Consider the following 17,475-nt stretch of genomic DNA (forward strand, 5'->3'; position numbering starts at 1 on the left):
CCACCCGCCGTCCGGCGCATTATGCCACGGCTTGCGGGCGGACGTGACCCGGCGGACGCCAACCGGGACGCCCATGGGGAGGTAGGGCCTTCAGCCCTGCTCCCAATCCCGGACGATGGCGTCGGCGAGGGTATAGGCCCCTTCCTCGTCCAGGAACGGCACCTGCGCAAGGATGACGCCGCCCTCGCCCGACAGCTTCGCCGCGAGGTGGCCCTGCCCGAGCAGTCGTTCGGCCCCGGACTCGTCAAGGACAAGCTCGGAGTTCCGCCGGTCCGACACCTTGAGGACCAAGCGGTTGGTCAGGTTCGCCCGGAGCTGCATCGGCAACGCGTCCTTATCCGGCCTCTGGGTGATGAACACGAGGTGGATGCCTGCGGCCCGGGCCTTCACGCCCAGCCTGTTGACGCTGGTGCTGACGGCGGAGCGGTAGTCGTCCATCAGCATCCAGTCGGCCAGTTCGTCGTGGAACACGAAGACGACCGGGAGCTGCTGGTCCGGCGGCACCATCTTATTGTAGCGGGCGATCTTGTTGGCGCCGACCCCGGCGAACATTTGGTATCGCCGCTCCATCTCCTCCACGAGCGCGCCGAGAGCCTCGACCGCCTTCTCCTGCGTCGTCAGCAGTCCGCCGTGCAGATGGGGCATCCGCTTGAGCCACGCGAAATCGACGCCCGCCTTGGGGTCGATCATGACGACCTTGGCCGCCTTCGGCGAGTTGGTCGCACACACGTCCAGGAGCAGGTTCTGGACGAGGACGCCCTTGCCGCTGCCCGTCTCCCCCGCGATGAGCGTGTGCGGCCCGTGCTGCTGCTGGCCGCCGAACGCCTCGCCGAGATTCAGGTACAGCATCTCGCCGTTTGCTTCCTGGGCGCCGAGGAGGAGGCTCATGCACGCCTCCGGCGCCCCGGCGGGCAGGGAGCGCCGCCGCCACATCTCGCGCAGGCCGAGCACGGTGCGCTTGGGACGGCTGACCATCACCACGACCTCGCCCGGCGCCTGAAGGACGTTGATGACTTCGATGGCGTGTGTGGTGAGGAGCTCGCCCTGACGCCGCTCGACCTTCTGGGCGGTCAGCACGTCTGAGCCTTTGAAGCGGACGAGGGCGGCGTTCGGCGTCAGTCGTGAACCGACCATTTCCGAGCTCATGCCATAGCTGAACAGCGCATTGCGGAGCCGGGACACCACGTCCGCCAGCCATGCCGTGTCCTCCGGCGCGTCCGCCGCCGCGGCTCCGGACGCGAGCCACGCCGCCACCTCGGGCGGAAATGCGGGGGCTGAAGCGCCCTCAGGTTCCACCACTGCCGCGGGGGCCGGGGGCAGGGACGCCGCGTCGGCAGGCGTCGGCATGTCGTCGGCGACGCCCTTCGGCGCATCCGCGATGGTCCCGTCCTGCGCGCGGGCTTCCGCCCTGCGGACCGCAGCCTCCGGGACATAGGCCAGGGCCTCGCGCCAGTCCGCGCCGCCCAGGCCGGAAGACGGCCCGTCCACGAGGGCGTCGAGCAGCCCGCGCGTCTCCGACAGGCTGAATATGCGCTGGCGGCAGTGCCCGCATCCCTTCAGCGGATGCTCGTCGGCCAGCACGTTGGGATCGTCATGGATGAAGACGTGCGACATCCCGAGCACCTCGACGGGAAGCTCGCCGTCACGGACGCGGCGGGACCATTCCGGCAGGTCCCACCCGCCGAACCCGTCGCCGTCGAAGGGCTCCATGCCCTCGATCATGAGGTCGCCGATCCGCTGGAGCCACAGGCTGCGGTCGATCCTGTCACGCCTGGGGTTGAGGGCGCGGCCAAGGCGTTCGACCGTCTCGTAGAGCTGCGTCTCCGACTTGCGGGCCTCCGCGTCCCAGTTCTGGCCGCTGACGAACTTGCTTTCGGTGACGAGGAGGCGGAGCCGGGGACCGCCGGGGCCGACCATCGGGGCGATGGCGAGCAGGTCGGCGACCTGGCCCTCCTTGCGGCCCAGCCATGTCGAGTAGTCGTCCAGGAAGAACCATCCGGCGGAGGACGCAGCCTCGCCCAGCACGGACCGGGCCTGCGCCATGCTCAACACGACGCCCATGAGCTCGGACGCATGGTGACCGTGGCGGGCCGCCCGCATGACGATCTGGCCGGAGAGGCCGAGCGCCGACTCGTAGAGCGTTTCCGCGATCCGCTCCCGGCGTTCACCCGGCGCGGCGGGCATGATCACCGCGAGGCGCTCGCCCAGCATGGCCAGGAGCAGCCGCGGGCGGGCGACCGTGGAGACTACGATGTTGCGGCCCGAATCGCGGTCGTTGATGTGCCGGATGATGCGGATCGACTGGTTCTCCAGCAGCCTGCGATCCGCCATCGCGTCGTAGCTGACGACCCAATCGCCCATCGCGTGGGCCTTCCGTATGACCTGCCCGATGCCGCCGTCCGCGAAGCTGACCTCGCGCGCCGGAAGCCAGTGCGCGCGGTCTGGCCGTTCCTGGACGACGTCGTGGAGCGCGTCCAGATAGGCCTGCCCAGCCTCGGGCTGAAGCGGGGCTGCGAGATACGAAACGGCCCGTGTGTCACCGCGCGCGACTGGGCACCGGCGCGACCAGAGTGGGGGTTCGCAGTCCTTGATCGGCGGAGGCGCGCCGCCCGTGGAGAACGGAGAGGGCATCCACCTCACCTTCGCCCCCCGCGCCACAACGTCCTGAAGAAGGACAAGGTCGGCGGCGCGGTTCGCGTCCCCGGAGAAGCTGTCGGCGTCGGCGAACCCGACCCTTAGGCGCGACATGAAGGAACGGGCCGCCTCGCTCGACAGGCTTGAGCCGCCGTCGTCTCCGACCGCCGAATTCTGCTGCTCGTATATGCGCCGGGTGCGGGCCGCGTCGTCGTGGCTCAACAGGAGGTCGCAGCGGAGATCGCTTTCGCGTTCGACCTTCGAGGACAGTTCGTCGGCCAGGGTGGATGGCAAATCCTTGGAGTCGGCGTTGTAGAGGACGACCGAGAAGTTCGCCCGCTGGTGCGGTAGGAGGTCGAGATACTCCTCGCAGATCCGGGCGAACTGCTTCGCGGCGGCGGCGGCCTCGGTGTCGAGCGCCTCCTCCTCCTCCTGCTCTCCTGTCCCGTTCCCCGCCCGCTTCGTCGGCGGCTCCATCAAAGTGTAGTCCCCGAGCGTGGTCGTGGCCGTCAGCAGGCCCGCACCCTCGCCGACGCCGTCGATGCACGCCGCCGGCCAGTAAGGGGAGGACAGTGTGCGGCAAGCCTGCCGAAAGAAGAGCTCCGCCCCCTCGACGTCTTCCAAGTCGCTGGTCACCACCTTCCCTGCAATCACGGCGGCCTGCCGCACCTTGGCGGCGGCCTCGGCCATGCGCAGGGGATGCCACGGCGCGACGAGCGCCGCTCGACCTCCCGTCATCACGTAGGCGACGCCGATCGACAGGATGGGCTTCCAGAGCCGTTCCCGGCACAGGTCGCGCTCCGCCTCCTCCCGCAGCACGCGGAGCAGGCGTCCGTAGGCCTCGGCCTGGATGAGGAAGGCGGGGGAGGCGAGGCCGGCGCCGTCTGGCGCCGTCCATGCGCCGACCGCCTCGCTGTACGCTTTGTTGAACGCGTTGAACGCCTCCCTGATGTGGGCGACCTGTGACGGCCTCAGGACCCCACCTTCCATGGCTGCCAGTTCACGGAGGAAGTCGGCGCCGAGGTCGGACAGGTCGCCCCCGGGGCGGTGCAGCCTCCCTTCCGATCCCTCGGCCGCGTCCCGGATCGTCGTGGCGTCGTCAAGCCTGATCCGCTGGATCTCGCCCTTGGCGGAGATCGGCTCGCGCGCGATCCGGGCCCCGGACAGCTTCACGCCGCCCCCCGAGCCGATCGCGGCGAGGTCGTCCGCCAACGCCAAAGCCAAGCACTGCGGGGGAAGCGACCAGACGAACTGCACGGCGGGGGCCTTCCGGCGGGCCGCTGCGTCGTCGAGCGAGGCCCTGGGCATCAGGAACGCCTCGAACTTGAACTGGTACGTCGTCTTGGCGGTCGTCTCCCTCTCGCCGAGGCATTCCGCCGGGTGCGTCGTCATGCGGCCCAGCCGGAATTCGACAGCACGCCCGAACGTCTGGGCAATCCCGCGGTACCGGAGCTTGAAGTACGCGTTGAGGCGCGCGTTGTGGGCCTCCCAAAAGCTCTTCTTCTCTGCGTTTTTCAGTTCGACCAGGATGACTGGGTCGTCCGGCAGCCGGTCTGCGCGCTCCACGAGGCGGTGAATCGTGGAGACGACGCCCTCCAGGAAGTCGGAATACGTCTCGGGGTTGCTGAAGACGAGCTTCTCCCATTTGACCGACAGGCCGCGGTTACGGGCGATCTCCTCGCGCCGGGCATGGAAGAACTCGGCCACCTCGGGGGGGACCTCGCGCATGCTCGCCTTGACCGCCTTGAGCATGCGGCGCTCGTCATCGTCCAACAGGCCGGGATGCTCGTCGTCGAAATGTTGGACGGTCTCCTGCCCGAGGGTCTTGGGCGCCGCCTTCTCCATTCCCTCGAAGACCACCGCCAGCTTGGCCCACTCGAACTCGCACAGGTCGGCCTGCGACATCCGCCAGCCTTCGGCGCTGACGGTCCGGTCGTCGAGGAACGCGCGGATCGCCGCCGCTTCCTCGGCGCCGATCTGCCCCTCTTCTTTCGCCTTCGCCAGGTTACCCTCCAGCGCCTCCAGGTCCAGCGGGTCTCCCTTTTCCGTCTCCTTGCGGAGCAACGGCTGCAACGCCTTCGTTGCCTTCCGGAACAGCTGCGACCATTCCTGTGGCGTCACGGCGCTGCGGCCATTGAAACCGCCCGAACAGCGCGGGATGCGCAGGGCGGGGAGCGCGCGGTCGAGGGCGTCCTCGACCGAGGCCGCCTTGCCGGACGAAACCAGAGCGGCGACGCGCCCCACGAAGTCGGCGAAGGATTCGAGGGTTCGAGCGACGCCGGACAGCTCCAGCCCCTTGAGCGCGGCGGTCATGCGGGCGCGGTCGCCTTCGCCCAGAGTCCCCAGGCCGGACGCCTTCACCCACAGGTCGACCACGCCCCGGATCGTCCCCGAATCGATCCGGGTCAGCATCTCGGCGCTCTTGCCGACGGTCGTCAGCTCGTCACTGTCGATCGCGAACAGGATGGCGCGCTTCCCGACGACCGGCTCCTTGTGGCGCAAGTTCACCGCCGCCTGGCCCGACACGAGGTGTCCGTCCAAGCCGGCGGCAGCCAACGACGTCGGGACGTGGATTTCAAGCTCGCCGAGGCCCGCATGCCCGTTCGCTGCGGCAGCGATGGCGCTGGTGAGATCCCTTCCAAATCCGACCACACAGAACCGGAGGGCGCCCTCCGGCTCGGTCTCCATCATGTCGGCCAGGTGTTCGGCGGCGACGGCTCCGATCAGCTCGTTCGGGGTCATTGCGGTTCGCCTGCAAAGGGGTTGATGACGTAGGCGCAATCGTCTGAAAGGCGCCGAACGAGCCCGAGCGCGCGCATCCGATGCTCCAGCCGTTCGGCGTTGTCGCGGAACGCCTGCGCGTCCACAGGAAGGGAGCCGAACGACCGTTCGGCCTCGGTAACGCCGATCACGATCCCGTAGCGGTCGAAAAGCTTCGCAAGAAAGATGTTGAACTCCTCCTGCCGGGGGACGTTCGCCATGACCAGCGCCTTGATCAGGGGGTCGGACGGCGAGTACCACGTGCCCACGCTCCGGCGAGCGGTGGCGAGGCCGATGGCTCGGCTCCAGTTCGGCAGCACCTTGGCGAAATGCTGACCATGCCGCTTCCTCGCGGCCTCCTCCATGGCGGACAGGGCGGCGGCGGGGGTCGCGAACTGCGCGGCGTCGGCCTGGGGCGGATTCCAGTGGAACTCGGCGGCCAGAATCTTCAGAGTCGCCTGTTTGGGGTCGTGTTTGTCCGCGACGGCGTCCTTCCAGGCCTGCATCCCCCGGACGTCGAGCATCCGACGCTCGATCGCCCTCAGCGGGGCGTTCCGGTTGGAATCGAAGTTGTCCTTCGACAGGTCGAGGATCGGGCTGCGCCGGGGCGCGGCGATCTCGAGGACGAGGCGGCCCTCGGACTCGCCCGTGACCGACCGCGCCCGCCCGAGCATGTACAGCACCACGGACAGTCCTGTCAGGCGCACCAGCGGATCCACCAGCCCCTGCCCCGGAAGCCCGAGGGAAAGGACGGCGAGCCAGTCGTCGGCGAGCCGGTCGTAATCGGCAAGGCCGATGCACGGCAAGTATCCGGCCTTGACCGAACTGACCTGCTCGCGCTGCTGCCCGTGCCCGTCGCGCAGGAGAACCTTCACCAGCCTGTTCCAACGGTTCGTCCCATCGAGCAGCTTGCCCCGGATGGCGTCAGCCACCGCCGCCGCCCGGGTCGATCGGTTCATCATGAGGTACAGGATCTCGCCGCCGCGCGCGAAGAAGCGGCGGTCGTTGCTGCCCAGCATCTCGCCAACGCCGTCGAGGTCGGCGTAGAGGCAGTCGGGGCCGTAGGGGAATATGAAACGGGAGGTCCACCGCTTGTTGGTCTGGACTTGGACAGCGGTCTCCTGGAAGAACTCCACGACGCGGCAAAGCTCGCTGAAGTCGTTGAAGCGCTTCTTGAGATACCCGAAATCGACCTTGAGGGCATTGTCGCCGACATGTTCGAGCCACCGCTTCCAGCGTTCGCCGTCGGAAACCACCGACTGCTCGACCTGTCGCATGTACGGGTTGTTGAAGACGAGGTAACGGACGGCCCGCATCCGCTCCATGTCGTAGACGATGTCCTCATGGCGCTCCGGCCCGTACTCCTCCCGCAGCGCCTTGCCGAGCGCCATGCGCGAGCGGAAGACATTGAGGAATTCGAGCATGGCCAGCCAGGGCGTCTGGTCGTCATAGAGCCGATGTCCCCAGATGGCCTCCTCCAGCCAGAGCTTGATGTTGGAGCCGCTCTTGTCGATGTGCGAGCTCGGGAGGGTCGGGGCGTCAGTCATCGGTCGGCACCCTGAATGAGAATTCCTTGGTCCGGGCCGCGCCGGAGGCCTCGGCCTCAACGGCCTCCAGCCGAATGAAACCGTCGTCAGCGTCCTTGAACAGGGCGTCCAGACGGTCGATGACCTTGAGCTTGAAGTCGTGGAAGTCTTCGAAGCACTGCCGGGAGAAGCTCGCGGGCAGGCTGCCGGAACTGACCCGCATCAGATACTCGAAGTGCGTCAGGCGCAGCGGGATCTCCCCCGGCGACGGCTCTCCCGGACGCGCCATCGGATCGATGACCACCATGCGCGGGGTCGCCTTGCCGACCGCCCAGTCGAACGAAAGGTACGGGGCACGCCTCTGCCTGGATACAGACAAAGTGTGCGACAGGAACCGCGCGACGCGCGACCGACCATCGCCTCCCGCCGAGCATAGGAGAACGTCCGCGTGGACGTCGAGCATCATGCCGGTGAACGTCCGGTTCAGCCCCCTGACGAGGCGCGGCGTCCACTTGTCCGGCGGTCGTCCCTCGCGGAGGGAAGCGCAGAACTCCAGGTACTCCCCGGCATGGCGGAACACGGTCAGGTGCCACGGGTCGAGGCCGCCGAGGTCGGCGCCGAGCGTGAAGAACAGCCGCTGGCGTTGGGCCTCCAGGGACTTGAGGAAGTCCGGGGTGCCGCTACGGTCGCCCGCGAGATAGGCCGCTCGGCTGTGGCGGTGGGCGGCCTCGCCGAACAGGGGATCCGCGCTGACGGCCTTCGCGTAATCCTCTTTGCGCTCGATGTGACCATAGACCAGCAGGTCGTCGATCACATTGGATGTCTCCTTGCCGATTCCGAACGCGTCTATGGCCGCGAACGCTTGGTACTGGAAGCGCACGCGCTCCGGCACGTTCAAGCCCAGGGCGTTGGAATAGGGACTCGTCGCCTCCTTGGGCTCGATCCGCTGCGACCTCTTGCAGTTCAGCAGCGGGCTTTTCCCATCCCCGGCCACGCCAAGCAAGATGTTCACCACGAGCATCAGCAGGTGACGGATGGGCAGGTGGTGGTCGTTGGCCCCCGCGAGGTCGATCACCTGGGCCAGCCTCTCCCTGAAGAGGGAGCCGTCCGCCAGTCGGTCACGGTTGACGAGGATCGGGCAGCGGTCCTTGGCCGGGCAGCCGCAGCAGTGCTTCCAGTCGGGATGGTTGACGATGAGACCGGCCAGCGTGTCAAACAGCGCCCCGTGCATCTCGCGGCTCAGGTTGTACATGCTGAGTCGCCAGCGGTCAGACTTCTGCCGGCCCTCGACCAGCATGGCCTCAATCTCGCGGAAGAGGGGCTGCCGGGCCTGGTCCGCCGCCGCCCATCCCCGGAAGCTGGCGACGAGCTGTCCGTCGTTGGCTGCGAGCAGGAAGGCGTCCGTCCCATGGCCGTTCGCGGCCGCGGCCAACCGAGGCAGCAGGGCTTCCTTCTCGGTCGCCGTGAACTCGCTCAAGTCCTTGGCGATCACGGCCGAACGCCCGTCGCCGAGTGGTACCGCCACCAGTTTCAGCCCCTTCGCCCATTCGACCGCGTCGCCGCCCAACTCCTCGAAGGCGCGTCGGCAGTGGAAGGTCTTGCCGTCGCCCGCCGTTCCCGTGAGGATGACGACCCGCGGTCCCCCAGCTCGCAGGTCGCCGAGCACGTCGCCGAGCCGCATCGGCGGCGCCTCGATGGGCGCCACTCCGGCGCGCTCACGGGCCTCGTGGATGCGCTCGTCATACATGTTGTCCTGGGCCGGGATCGGGCCGTAGTGCCTCAGGAAGTCCACAAGCGGGTTTTTGTGCATGTCCGCCTCACAGGTGGCAGATGGCGCAACCGTCGAGCCCCAGCCCGTCGGCGACCTCATAGCGCTTTTCCAGACGTTCAATGTCCCCGAGCGATCGGCCCTCGGCCCATGTGTAGGGCCGCCCGCCCTCGACCTTTTCGTAGGCCTTCGCCTTTTCGAAGAGCTCGGGGTGGTTCTCCATAAGGCCCTGCCATTCGCCGACGGCCTGGTAGAAGCAGAAGTAGCAACCCGACCGCGACCGCCACGAATAGTAGGGCGGCACCCCTAGGCCGGACCCTTCCAGGATCGCGATCACATCCTTGAGGCGGACGTCGGCCTCCTTGAAGGGGTACACGGGGATGATGTTCGGCTCCTCGGACAGGACGACGGGCTTCCTCTGCGTGTAGCCCTCGCGGTCCTCGTCGGCCCGGATGCCGATGTAGCTGTAGGCCTTGTCCTTGCCGATGTAGGCCTCGAAGGGCTTGATCTTGAGGACACGGGTGCACCACCGGGCCTGCGGCGACGGCATGAACCCGCCGTAGTACTCGCGCAGGAAGACGTCGAACGGGTTCCGGTCCCCCTTCTCCTTGACGCCGAGCAGGTCGAGGGCGTTGAGCTTGGTGACCGAGACGCCGAAGATGGCCTCAAACCGCCGGATGTAGGCGTACGTTTCCGGCAGCTCGACGCCCGTGTCGGTGAAGACGATCTCGAACTTGACGTCGGGGTGGCGCTCCAACAGCCACACCGCGAGCGCGGTGGAGTCCTTCCCGCCGGAAAACGACAGGATGTGCCGCGCGTCCTTGTCCGCCATCGCTTCGGCGAGCCTAGTCATCAGCCATTCCCCTCCGTCCCGGCCACCCGCGCGAGGAGTTCCTCGGCGGCGGCCCTTCCCGCGATCCTGACCAGTTTGGCGAGCAGGTCCCCGGCGCGGGCCTCGATGATCGGCCGCAAGGCCGCGTCGGGTTCCCCGGCGGCCAGGGCCGCCTCCTCGACCTGTTCGGCGACGGCCTTGAGGCGCCGTGCGAACTCCGCCGGGGTCCGTTCGGTCCAACGGTCGAAGTCCAGGCCGAGCAGGAGCATCGATACCGCCCTGGCGAAGGAGACCTCGGTGTAGCGCCCGTCCGTCGCCGCGGAAGCGCGCGCCAACAGGGCCTTGGCCGCTTGGTCGCCGCCGGGCTTCGCAAAGGCGCCGGCGAAGCAGGAAGCCCACGCCTTGGCGCTGGCCAGCGCGTCACCGCCTTCCATGTCCGGCAGGGCCAGCGTCCCGCAGACGATCCGGACGGCCTCGGCTTGGTGGCCTTCGACCACCGCCTCGATGGCCATCCGGCACCGACGCACCATGTCGAGCGTCTCCGGGCCTGGCCCGTCCGCCCTGGCGACCTTGGGGAGTCGCCGGAAGATGACCTCCACGGGGTCGTGGCCGGGGGCCAGCGCCTGCTGAAACAGCCTGACCGTCTGGTCGGGATGCCGGGTGGTCAGCGCGCCCTCGGGCCGTTGGACCTTCCAGGCGTGGAGGGCGTCCTGAGCATGCCGCAGCAGGTCGGCCTCCTCCGGGGCCGGAGCGCCGAATTCTTCAGCAAGGCCGCGCAGGTAGTCCGCGATCCCGCCGGACAGGTCGAAAACCTCGACCTCGAAAGCTTGGGGACGGGAGCACATCTCCTCGACTTCGGACGCCAGGACATCCTTGAGCCATGCGCCGTCCCGGCGGATCGCCACCGCCCTGCCGAACGCCTTGAGGCCGGCTGCGGTCAGGATGGGCAGAAGACCCTGCCGGAGGCCGAACGGCGGCGCGAGCATCGCCGTGACGAGGTCGCCGAACGGCTTGAGGCCCGGAGTCTGGAAGAAACGTTGGATCTCCATCCACACGGCCCGCAGGCCCGCGTCCTTCAGATCAAAGTGTGGGGCCCACCCCCACGTCCCGTCCGGTTGTTCCTCCCGGTACAGTCCCGTCCTGTAGAGGACGGTCCGGTACATCGCGATGTCGGGCGTCCCGCCGCCGAACTCGCATCCCAGGTGGGGTTCGCCGTCCCGCTCCAGAACGCAAAGGAGCAACCTCTTGCGGGCGTTGACCATGGGCCGTGACAGCTTGCGGCGGACGACCGATTCGTTGCGGATCCTGGGCGTGTCGGGGAACCGGCGGTCGGCGACGTCCGAGAGGGCCTCGGCCAGGGACGCGGCGTCGCGGACGTCCACGGGCTTTCCAAGGGCGAACCAGTGTTGGCGTCCCCGCCCCGGCGCGACGGCCCTGTCGAGGAGCCGGTCTAGCGCCTCCATGGCGGCGTCCGTCATGTGCGCGATCTCGGCCTCGGCGAGCGGGTCGCTCCCGACCAGCGCCTCGTCCTCGGACAGGCGTCCCAAGCAGGCGATCTCCATCGCGTGTTCGGCCAGCGGCAAGGGCTCCGCGCTGACGCAGGCGATGACGCCGCCGTCGGCGGGCAGGAGCGACGGCACGGTCGCCAGGGCCGCCTCCGCCTCCTTGACGCCCTCGGCCACGACGTAGAGCACCCTGCCATCTTCGCCTGGCTCCACCTTGAGGAGCGGGTGTCCGGCGCCCGCGGCGCAGAGGTCCGAGGCCGACGCGTAGGCGCCGGTCCACGCACGGCGGATCCAGCGGTCGAGGTTGTGGCGGACAGGTCGCACGGCAGGCGCTGGGCGCCGCACCGACAAGAAGCCGACAAGGTCGAAATCCGTCTCGATCCGCGACCGCTCCTCCTCGATGCGGCCCCGAAGGTCGAGGTCCGTCCCGTGCCAGACCGCGACGTCATCCGTCCGGTGGCGGTGGAGGAGGAGCTTTCGGGCGAGAAGGGACTCGACGGCCTTGGCCGCCACGCTCCCGTCGCCGTAGGGCGCGACCGCGGCCAGCAGGGTGTCCCTTGACACCTTCACCCTCTGGCCCGATGCGCCAAGCCCCAGCAGGGCGGCGGCGGCGATGACGAGGGCTTCGTCGGGGCCTTCCGCTTTCGACAGCGCGCTCTCGGCCTCCAGCCAGCGCCGGTGGGATCCGCCGATGCCCACGTCGGCCTCCATAGCGGGCGAGAAATGGTCGTAGACGTCCTTGAGGGTGACGCGGCGGGACAGGTCGGCGGCGTCAAGGAAAGCGAAGACGCTGCGCTCATGCTGCGCCACCCGGGCGGCAAGTCCCGGGAGGACGTGCAGGGCGGCGGGGTCGAGCGGCCACGCCGCCTTCAGCGTTTCGGCCAGGGCCGCAGCGCCCGAAAACGCTGGGAACAGCCCCGCCGCGAGGGAGCGTTCCGCTGCCGCGGTGAAGTCGGTCGGCGGCAGTGGGGGAGGCGTGGGCCGCGTCTCGGCCGCCACCGAGGCGATCAGTCGGTGCATCTCCCCACTGTCGTCCACAAAGCGGACGGCGCCGAAGCGTCCCTCGACCTTGCGCCATGCGGAGCGGGCCGCCTGGCCGAGGCCGCCCGTGTAATGGAAAACGCCCTGGTGTAGGAGGAGCGTCAGGGTCGCCGCCGGACGGTCCTGCCTTACCGCCCATTCGGCAGCCTGCTGGAGCTGTGCCAGTTCATGTGCCCGACCCTCCGCGGCGAGGCTTTCGAGGTGGCGCCCGAACTCGTCCCAGACGATCGCGACGAGGTCGAATCCCCGCTCCTTGGCCGCGACCGCGATCGCGTCGAGCACCACGGTCACGCCCTGGCGGCCCGGACGCGGCAATTCCGTGCCCAGCGCCGAGGACGCCGCGGTGACCAAGGCCCCGGCCACGTCGCCGTAGGCGCCGTCGAGCACCACGGGCAGTCCGCGCAATCCTTCAAGCCGGCGCGCGAGGACGGGATCGACCTCCTCAAGGCGGGACGGGTCACATGCCGTCGCGACGCCGCCGCCGGACATCGCCATGCACGCGAAGCCAGCGGCCAGCGACTTTCCCGAGCCGTACGCGGCCACGACCATCGTGGCCGGAGACGGCTCGCCCAAGGCCACGGCCCGGATGACCTGGGCGCTCTTGGGGGTGGGCGCGAAGTGGGCGAACCGTTCGGGCGAGGCAAGGTCGAGACCGAGGTTCACGGATCGGAGGAATGCGGCGCGCCGGGCGGACATCAGCCCGCCCTCCGGAAATGTTCGGCCAGCCAGTCGGCGGACGGGAAGGCCGGCACGCGGATGACCCGGTCGCCGCCCAGCATCTCGCTGCGGAGGGACGTGCGCCCCAGGACGCGTTCGGTTTCGGCAAGGCAGGCCGCGAATGCGTCGGAAGACAACGCCAGAACCCGCCCCGGGCCGCCGGGGCGCCCGACCGCCTCGCGCATGTGCACGTCGAACCATCCCCCAGCGCTCCGCTCGCCCATGAAGGTGGTGGCCAAGGAGTAGCAGAGGATTTCAGGCGGGATCGGCTTAGGGCCGCGGTCGATGCGGAACGTGTCGGATGCACGGTAGTGGACCATCAACCCGAGTTGCCGGAACGGCGGATCGACCGCTTCCTCGGGGTCTTCATCCGACGGTGGGACCGGCTTCGCGTACGATGACAGAAGCACGGCAATGTCGGAGGACACCGATCTGGGGCTTGGCATCCGGTGGCCCTCCGCCTCGAGGTGGCGGTTGAGCGCCTCGGCACACTGGCGGCGGTCGAATCGATGGTCGCCGGGGAATCGGCTGAAGATCCAATGCCAAGCGACCGCTTCCCCCGACTGCGAGGCGACGTTCACGTGCAGCGCCCACCATGTCGCGGGTCGGAGCATCGCTGGGTCGTGCTTTAGGACGAGGCGGCCAAGCGGGGTCGGGGCGAAGCCGTCCTTACCAAGGGAAGCCGCAAGGCGTGTCAGGCGCAGCCAGTGCCGAATTGACTTCGCCATATTGACGCCAACGCCCAGGCTGTCGGCGACCAGTGGATCGTCAAAGGCGTGGGCGTCCTCCGCGGCCAAGCGCAGCCCCTTGCTCAGCCATGTCTCGCGCACGGCGAAGGTCTCATGGCCGCCGAACCTCATGGCAGCACCATGAAGCGGCGGAGTTTCTCGACGACCTCGGCCACCGCCATGGCCGCCGTGTCCGCATCTTGGTCAGCATTCATGACCGAAAAGCTGAATCGGACCGTCGCCCATGCCTCGGCCTCGCTCAGCCCCATGGCGAGGAGGGTCGGCGAAGGCTCCGGTCGCCCGCTGGAGCATGCGGATGTCTGCGAGCACATGATCCCCGCCCGGTCCAGGTTTGCAACCACCGCCTGTCCGTCGACGCCTTTGAAGCGGATGCTGGAGGTGTTGCACAGCCGCTCCGCGGACGCCCCGTTGACCTTGGAGTCTGGCACTGCGGCCAGAACCACACGCTCGAACCGGTCCCGCAGTTCCGTCATCCGGGCCACGTCGTTTCCAAAGCGCGAGGCCCTTGCGGAGCAGGCAGCTGCGAATCCGGCTGCGCCCGGGACGTTCTCGGTTCCCGACCGCAGGCCGTCTTGCTGTCCTCCGCCAAGGATGGCTGGGGACAGGAGACCGACGTTGCGTGTCCACAGCGCGCCGATGCCGAGGGGGCCGTGCATCTTGTGGGCGGACAGGGTGACAAGGTCGATGCCGGAGTCGTCCAAGCCGAGCGGCACGCGGCCAAAAGCCTGGGCCGCATCGGAATGAAACACAGCTCCTTTGGCACGGCACAGCCGGGCGATTTCACGGATGGGCTGCACGACCCCGGTCTCGCCGCTGGCCCATTGCACCGAGACGATGTCCAGACCCTCCTCGAGCCTCTCCGACAATGCGTCGAGGTCGACGATACCGTCACGGCGTAACGGAAGGACCGTCAACCGCCCTCCAGATGCGGACGCGGCGGGACGCAACACAGAAGGATGCTCCGCCGCCGAGACGGCCACCCGCGGGCTCTGGAGTCGGCGGAACAAGGAGGAGAAGCCGAGATTGTTGGCTTCCGTTCCGCCCGATGTCAGCACAAGTCCGCCAGGATTTCCCCCGGCCAACCCCGCGACGGAAGTCTTGCTTCCGAACAAGGCTGCTTTCGCCCGCGCCCCCTTGGCGTGGGATGAGGAGGGGTTTCCATAGCCGTCTGTCATCGCCTTGGCGACGGCGTCCAAAACTTCCGGCAGCGGCTGCGTTGTGGCGTTGTTGTCGAGGTAAACTTCCAAGCCTCCAGCCCCCTGAGTTCCACTCCAAGCGTTTCTGGCGCTCGGCCCAACGGCGAACAGGATCCCTCACCTGCCGACACCGCCCGTGTCTGCATGCGGATACCGCCCCAAAATGGAACGACGCATCGCCGCTCACGAATCAATCCAGCGCTACACCACCATCCATCAATCATCCGAAAGGCATCGGATTGGCTTCGGCGAACACGCCTGACCACGTCTCCCTCTGACGGTTTGGTGTCAAGCCGTCCAAAGCCGCAACTTCTACTACTTTGCGAAATAGCATCCCCATCGGTCAACCAGGAAACTGAAAGCCATGAAGATGGCAATGGGCGCAGGGCCTGCCTCTGTTGGCTCGAGACTGATTTCGTTCTACGAAAAATTGCTTCTCACTCAAAATATTCGCGTTGATCGCCTCTTTAGTCTCGGGAAATTTCAGATTCTGAGCTTCATATTTGCATACTTGAGTATGATTTCTGCTCGGATCATAGTATCCGCTGGGAAAAGACAGGAGTTCAGGGAATTAGCACGCGCCATTATTCGTTCACTTGCAGTGGTCGGCTTGGCGTTGGCACTCGACGGGGCCGTCCACGACGACGACGCGACAATCACCAGGATACCCGCCCACTAGATCACCTACTCAGGGAGCGCCTAGCAGGTCTTTGCGGCCACGCCCCGAAGCGCGCCCAAGGCCGACCGACGCCGCCGCCTCGATGCGCCCTACCTCTGGTCCCTCGGCGAGTTCTGCGTCCCCACGAACGTCTGGCTCGCGCTCACCCGCATAAACGTTTGGATCGGATCCGCCCTGACCGCGGAGTGTGGCCTGGACCCCGAGCGGTCGGCCGCCGAGGTCCGGAAGGTCGTCGCGGCCATGATGGACGCGGGCGTCCCAGTGTACTGCGTGTGGACCCGGAACCGCCTGCGAATCGGCAACTTCAACGTGGACCACTGCCTAGCGTTTGGTGCCGGCCCCAACGTCGACCTCTCGAACCTCATGCCCACCAAAGACCGCGTCCAGCACCACCAGAAACGGCGGATGCCTGGGCGGTTTCAGCGGCGGATGAGGGTGTCGCTGCGGTGCGGCCAAACCTCGATCCGGCGCAACTCGGCCGGAGCCTCGCCGCGCGGCGCGGCCCCCGCTTCGTGGCGGTAGGACGTCAACCCGCCGTCCTACTGGTCGACGATCCTGCGCATCGTGGACTCAACTCCATTCCGGCACCCCGAGAGTTCGCCCGATACCCCACTTGTGCAGCATCAGGCACAGGTAGATCAGATCCTCCTCCGGCGGCTCGCCTTCGCCGCACGACCCGAGGAGCCGATAAAGCGACCCATTCCGGGTGCGCGCCGCCCCGGCGCCGAGGACGACGATGACCGACGTCGCCCACCGGACCGGGCCGTCGGCACCGACAAGGACATGATGGAGACTGGCCCCGCCAGCCCGGAGGTCGAGGGATACGATCCGCCAGCGGTCCAGCGTCGCCTTGTGGCGCCCGTCATCGTCCGGGTCGCCTCGCAGGGCCGCCACCTCGTCTTCGGTCGGAAGCCGGCAGCAGCCGAAACCCGGGCGGCGCACGATGTCGGCCAGATTGCGGGGAATCAGAGCGGCGATCTGCGCCGCAACGTCGTCGGTCATGGCTCTCACATCCTTGTCGTTCGGGTGTTGGGGCGCCAGCCCGAGACGGTCGTGGCATGCCCACACCAAGTTGTGTTCGGGCGCGGTCGGCCGCGCGCCGTTGCTCCGATCCTCGGACACGTCCGGAGGCACCCTGTTGACCGCATGGCAGGGATCGGCGCGCATTCGCTGCCAGGAGGGCTGGCTGATGAGTGCCGTCGTGCCAACGGACACCAGCCTTTTTCCGAACGAGCCTCCGGATATCGAAGCCGAGGCCGTCGAAGTATTCGGCGCGGCATGGTTGGATTTGCCGAACGCGCGGCTCGGGGGCCGGAACCCATTGCGGGCCATCGACGACCAGGACGGGTGGCTGGTCCGCAGCATGCTGCGAGAGGCGAAACACGGCTGCCTGTCGTGATCTTCCGGGCGGTTTCGGTCCTTGGGATGCCTCGGTGAACGGTTCGTACCATCGGTTGGCTATGCCTCCCCACTTCCATGTCTCCGTAGGCTCCGACGCGCCGTCAGGGGCGCAATCGCCACGGATTGGCCGCCCTGATCGACGGGGTGCGTGCAGTCGGGAGGGGTTGGTAGGGGTGCCCGGAATCGAACCGAGATCGTACGCTGGTCCAGCGCTCACGCCGTGTATAAGACGGCCGCTCTGCCATTGAGCTACACCCCCAACGCAATACCACCCGGCGGACGCCAGGGCGGCTTCAACTGCGTATGAGAATGTCGCGGCGGTTCGTCATGGGGGCATCGTAGCGCTCAGCGGCCCCCTTGGAAAGCCGGCCGAAAGGCTGGCCACCTTCCGGGCCACCGCAGCGCCCATGAATGGACGCAGCCCGCGGTCGGTCACCCACCCACCCCCGCCTGTCAAACCACATCCCGAACTGCCCCCTGGCGACACGAGGAACTGCCCCCAGTTGCGCTGCCCAGGCGGCGCTTTTCGCGAAGTCGATAGCTGTCGCCTCGGATGGTGACGACGTGGCTGTGGTGGAAACAGTCATGCTCTTCTGGCCCAGCATGTTTTCCGGATACGGATGCTGCCAAGCCAGAGGGCGGACACCAGTGCGGGGGGTGATGTCTT

At 67.8% G+C, this 17,475-nt stretch carries 9 protein-coding genes and 1 tRNA gene; 1 reads left to right on the forward strand and 9 read right to left on the reverse strand.

Annotated elements, in window-relative coordinates; all coding sequences use genetic code 11:
• Nucleotides 1–90 precede the first annotated feature (90 nt).
• The 8 genes from HL658_RS19835 to HL658_RS19870 all read right to left on the reverse strand — a co-directional run bounded on the left by HL658_RS19835 (nt 91) and on the right by HL658_RS19870 (nt 16,409).
• Nucleotides 91–5,376 carry an FtsK/SpoIIIE domain-containing protein gene (locus HL658_RS19835; protein WP_180283989.1) on the reverse strand — a complete coding sequence of 1,762 codons (5,286 nt, stop codon included), beginning with the start codon at nt 5,374–5,376 and terminating at the stop codon, nt 91–93.
• Complete coding sequence (locus tag HL658_RS19840; protein WP_180283988.1) at nt 5,373–6,941, reverse strand: methylation-associated defense system protein MAD7 family protein; 1,569 nt, start codon at nt 6,939–6,941, stop codon at nt 5,373–5,375. The genes HL658_RS19835 and HL658_RS19840 overlap by 4 nt, the downstream gene beginning before the upstream one ends.
• On the reverse strand, nt 6,934–8,730 hold the full coding sequence (locus HL658_RS19845; RefSeq protein WP_180283987.1) for a hypothetical protein: 1,797 nt from the start codon (nt 8,728–8,730) through the stop codon (nt 6,934–6,936). The genes HL658_RS19840 and HL658_RS19845 overlap by 8 nt, the downstream gene beginning before the upstream one ends.
• Before the next feature lie 7 nt (nt 8,731–8,737).
• Nucleotides 8,738–9,541: a phosphoadenosine phosphosulfate reductase family protein gene (locus HL658_RS19850; protein WP_180283986.1), complete on the reverse strand. Its 804-nt coding sequence runs from the start codon at nt 9,539–9,541 to the stop codon at nt 8,738–8,740.
• Complete coding sequence (locus HL658_RS19855; RefSeq protein WP_180283985.1) at nt 9,541–12,762, reverse strand: hypothetical protein; 3,222 nt, start codon at nt 12,760–12,762, stop codon at nt 9,541–9,543. The genes HL658_RS19850 and HL658_RS19855 overlap by 1 nt, the downstream gene beginning before the upstream one ends.
• Nucleotides 12,762–13,643: a DUF4007 family protein gene (locus HL658_RS19860; RefSeq protein WP_180283984.1), complete on the reverse strand. Its 882-nt coding sequence runs from the start codon at nt 13,641–13,643 to the stop codon at nt 12,762–12,764. The genes HL658_RS19855 and HL658_RS19860 overlap by 1 nt, the downstream gene beginning before the upstream one ends.
• A complete protein-coding gene (locus tag HL658_RS19865) occupies nt 13,640–14,779 on the reverse strand; it encodes a cysteine desulfurase family protein (protein WP_180283983.1) in 1,140 nt (379 codons plus the stop codon). Before HL658_RS19865 ends, HL658_RS19860 begins: the two co-directional genes overlap by 4 nt.
• 1,198 nt (nt 14,780–15,977) lie before the next feature.
• Nucleotides 15,978–16,409 carry a hypothetical protein gene (locus tag HL658_RS19870; protein ID WP_180283981.1) on the reverse strand — a complete coding sequence of 144 codons (432 nt, stop codon included), beginning with the start codon at nt 16,407–16,409 and terminating at the stop codon, nt 15,978–15,980.
• A 136-nt stretch (nt 16,410–16,545) separates the two neighbouring features.
• Here HL658_RS19870 and HL658_RS19875 point away from each other — a divergent pair, with 136 nt between their 5' ends.
• Nucleotides 16,546–16,806, forward strand: coding sequence for an antitoxin Xre/MbcA/ParS toxin-binding domain-containing protein (locus HL658_RS19875; protein ID WP_180283980.1), 261 nt, complete (start codon nt 16,546–16,548; stop codon nt 16,804–16,806).
• A gap of 167 nt (nt 16,807–16,973) precedes the next feature.
• Here HL658_RS19875 and HL658_RS19880 read toward each other — a convergent pair.
• Nucleotides 16,974–17,067: transfer RNA gene (locus HL658_RS19880), tRNA-Ile, on the reverse strand.
• Between the last annotated feature and the right edge of the window lie 408 nt (nt 17,068–17,475).

The organism is Azospirillum oleiclasticum (genome assembly GCF_013423485.1).
Taxonomy (GTDB): Bacteria; Pseudomonadota; Alphaproteobacteria; order Azospirillales; family Azospirillaceae; genus Azospirillum; species Azospirillum oleiclasticum.

Excerpts from the sequence above, each read along its gene's own strand:
- HL658_RS19835 (WP_180283989.1), bottom strand. The coding sequence starts at position 5,376 with ATGACCCCGAACGAGCTGATCGGAGCCGTCGCCGCCGAACACCTGGCC.
- HL658_RS19845 (WP_180283987.1), bottom strand. The coding sequence starts at position 8,730 with ATGCACAAAAACCCGCTTGTGGACTTCCTGAGGCACTACGGCCCGATC.
- HL658_RS19840 (WP_180283988.1), bottom strand. The coding sequence starts at position 6,941 with ATGACTGACGCCCCGACCCTCCCGAGCTCGCACATCGACAAGAGCGGC.
- HL658_RS19855 (WP_180283985.1), bottom strand. The coding sequence starts at position 12,762 with ATGTCCGCCCGGCGCGCCGCATTCCTCCGATCCGTGAACCTCGGTCTC.
- HL658_RS19850 (WP_180283986.1), bottom strand. The coding sequence starts at position 9,541 with ATGACTAGGCTCGCCGAAGCGATGGCGGACAAGGACGCGCGGCACATC.
- HL658_RS19860 (WP_180283984.1), bottom strand. The coding sequence starts at position 13,643 with ATGAGGTTCGGCGGCCATGAGACCTTCGCCGTGCGCGAGACATGGCTG.
- HL658_RS19870 (WP_180283981.1), bottom strand. The coding sequence starts at position 16,409 with ATGACCGACGACGTTGCGGCGCAGATCGCCGCTCTGATTCCCCGCAAT.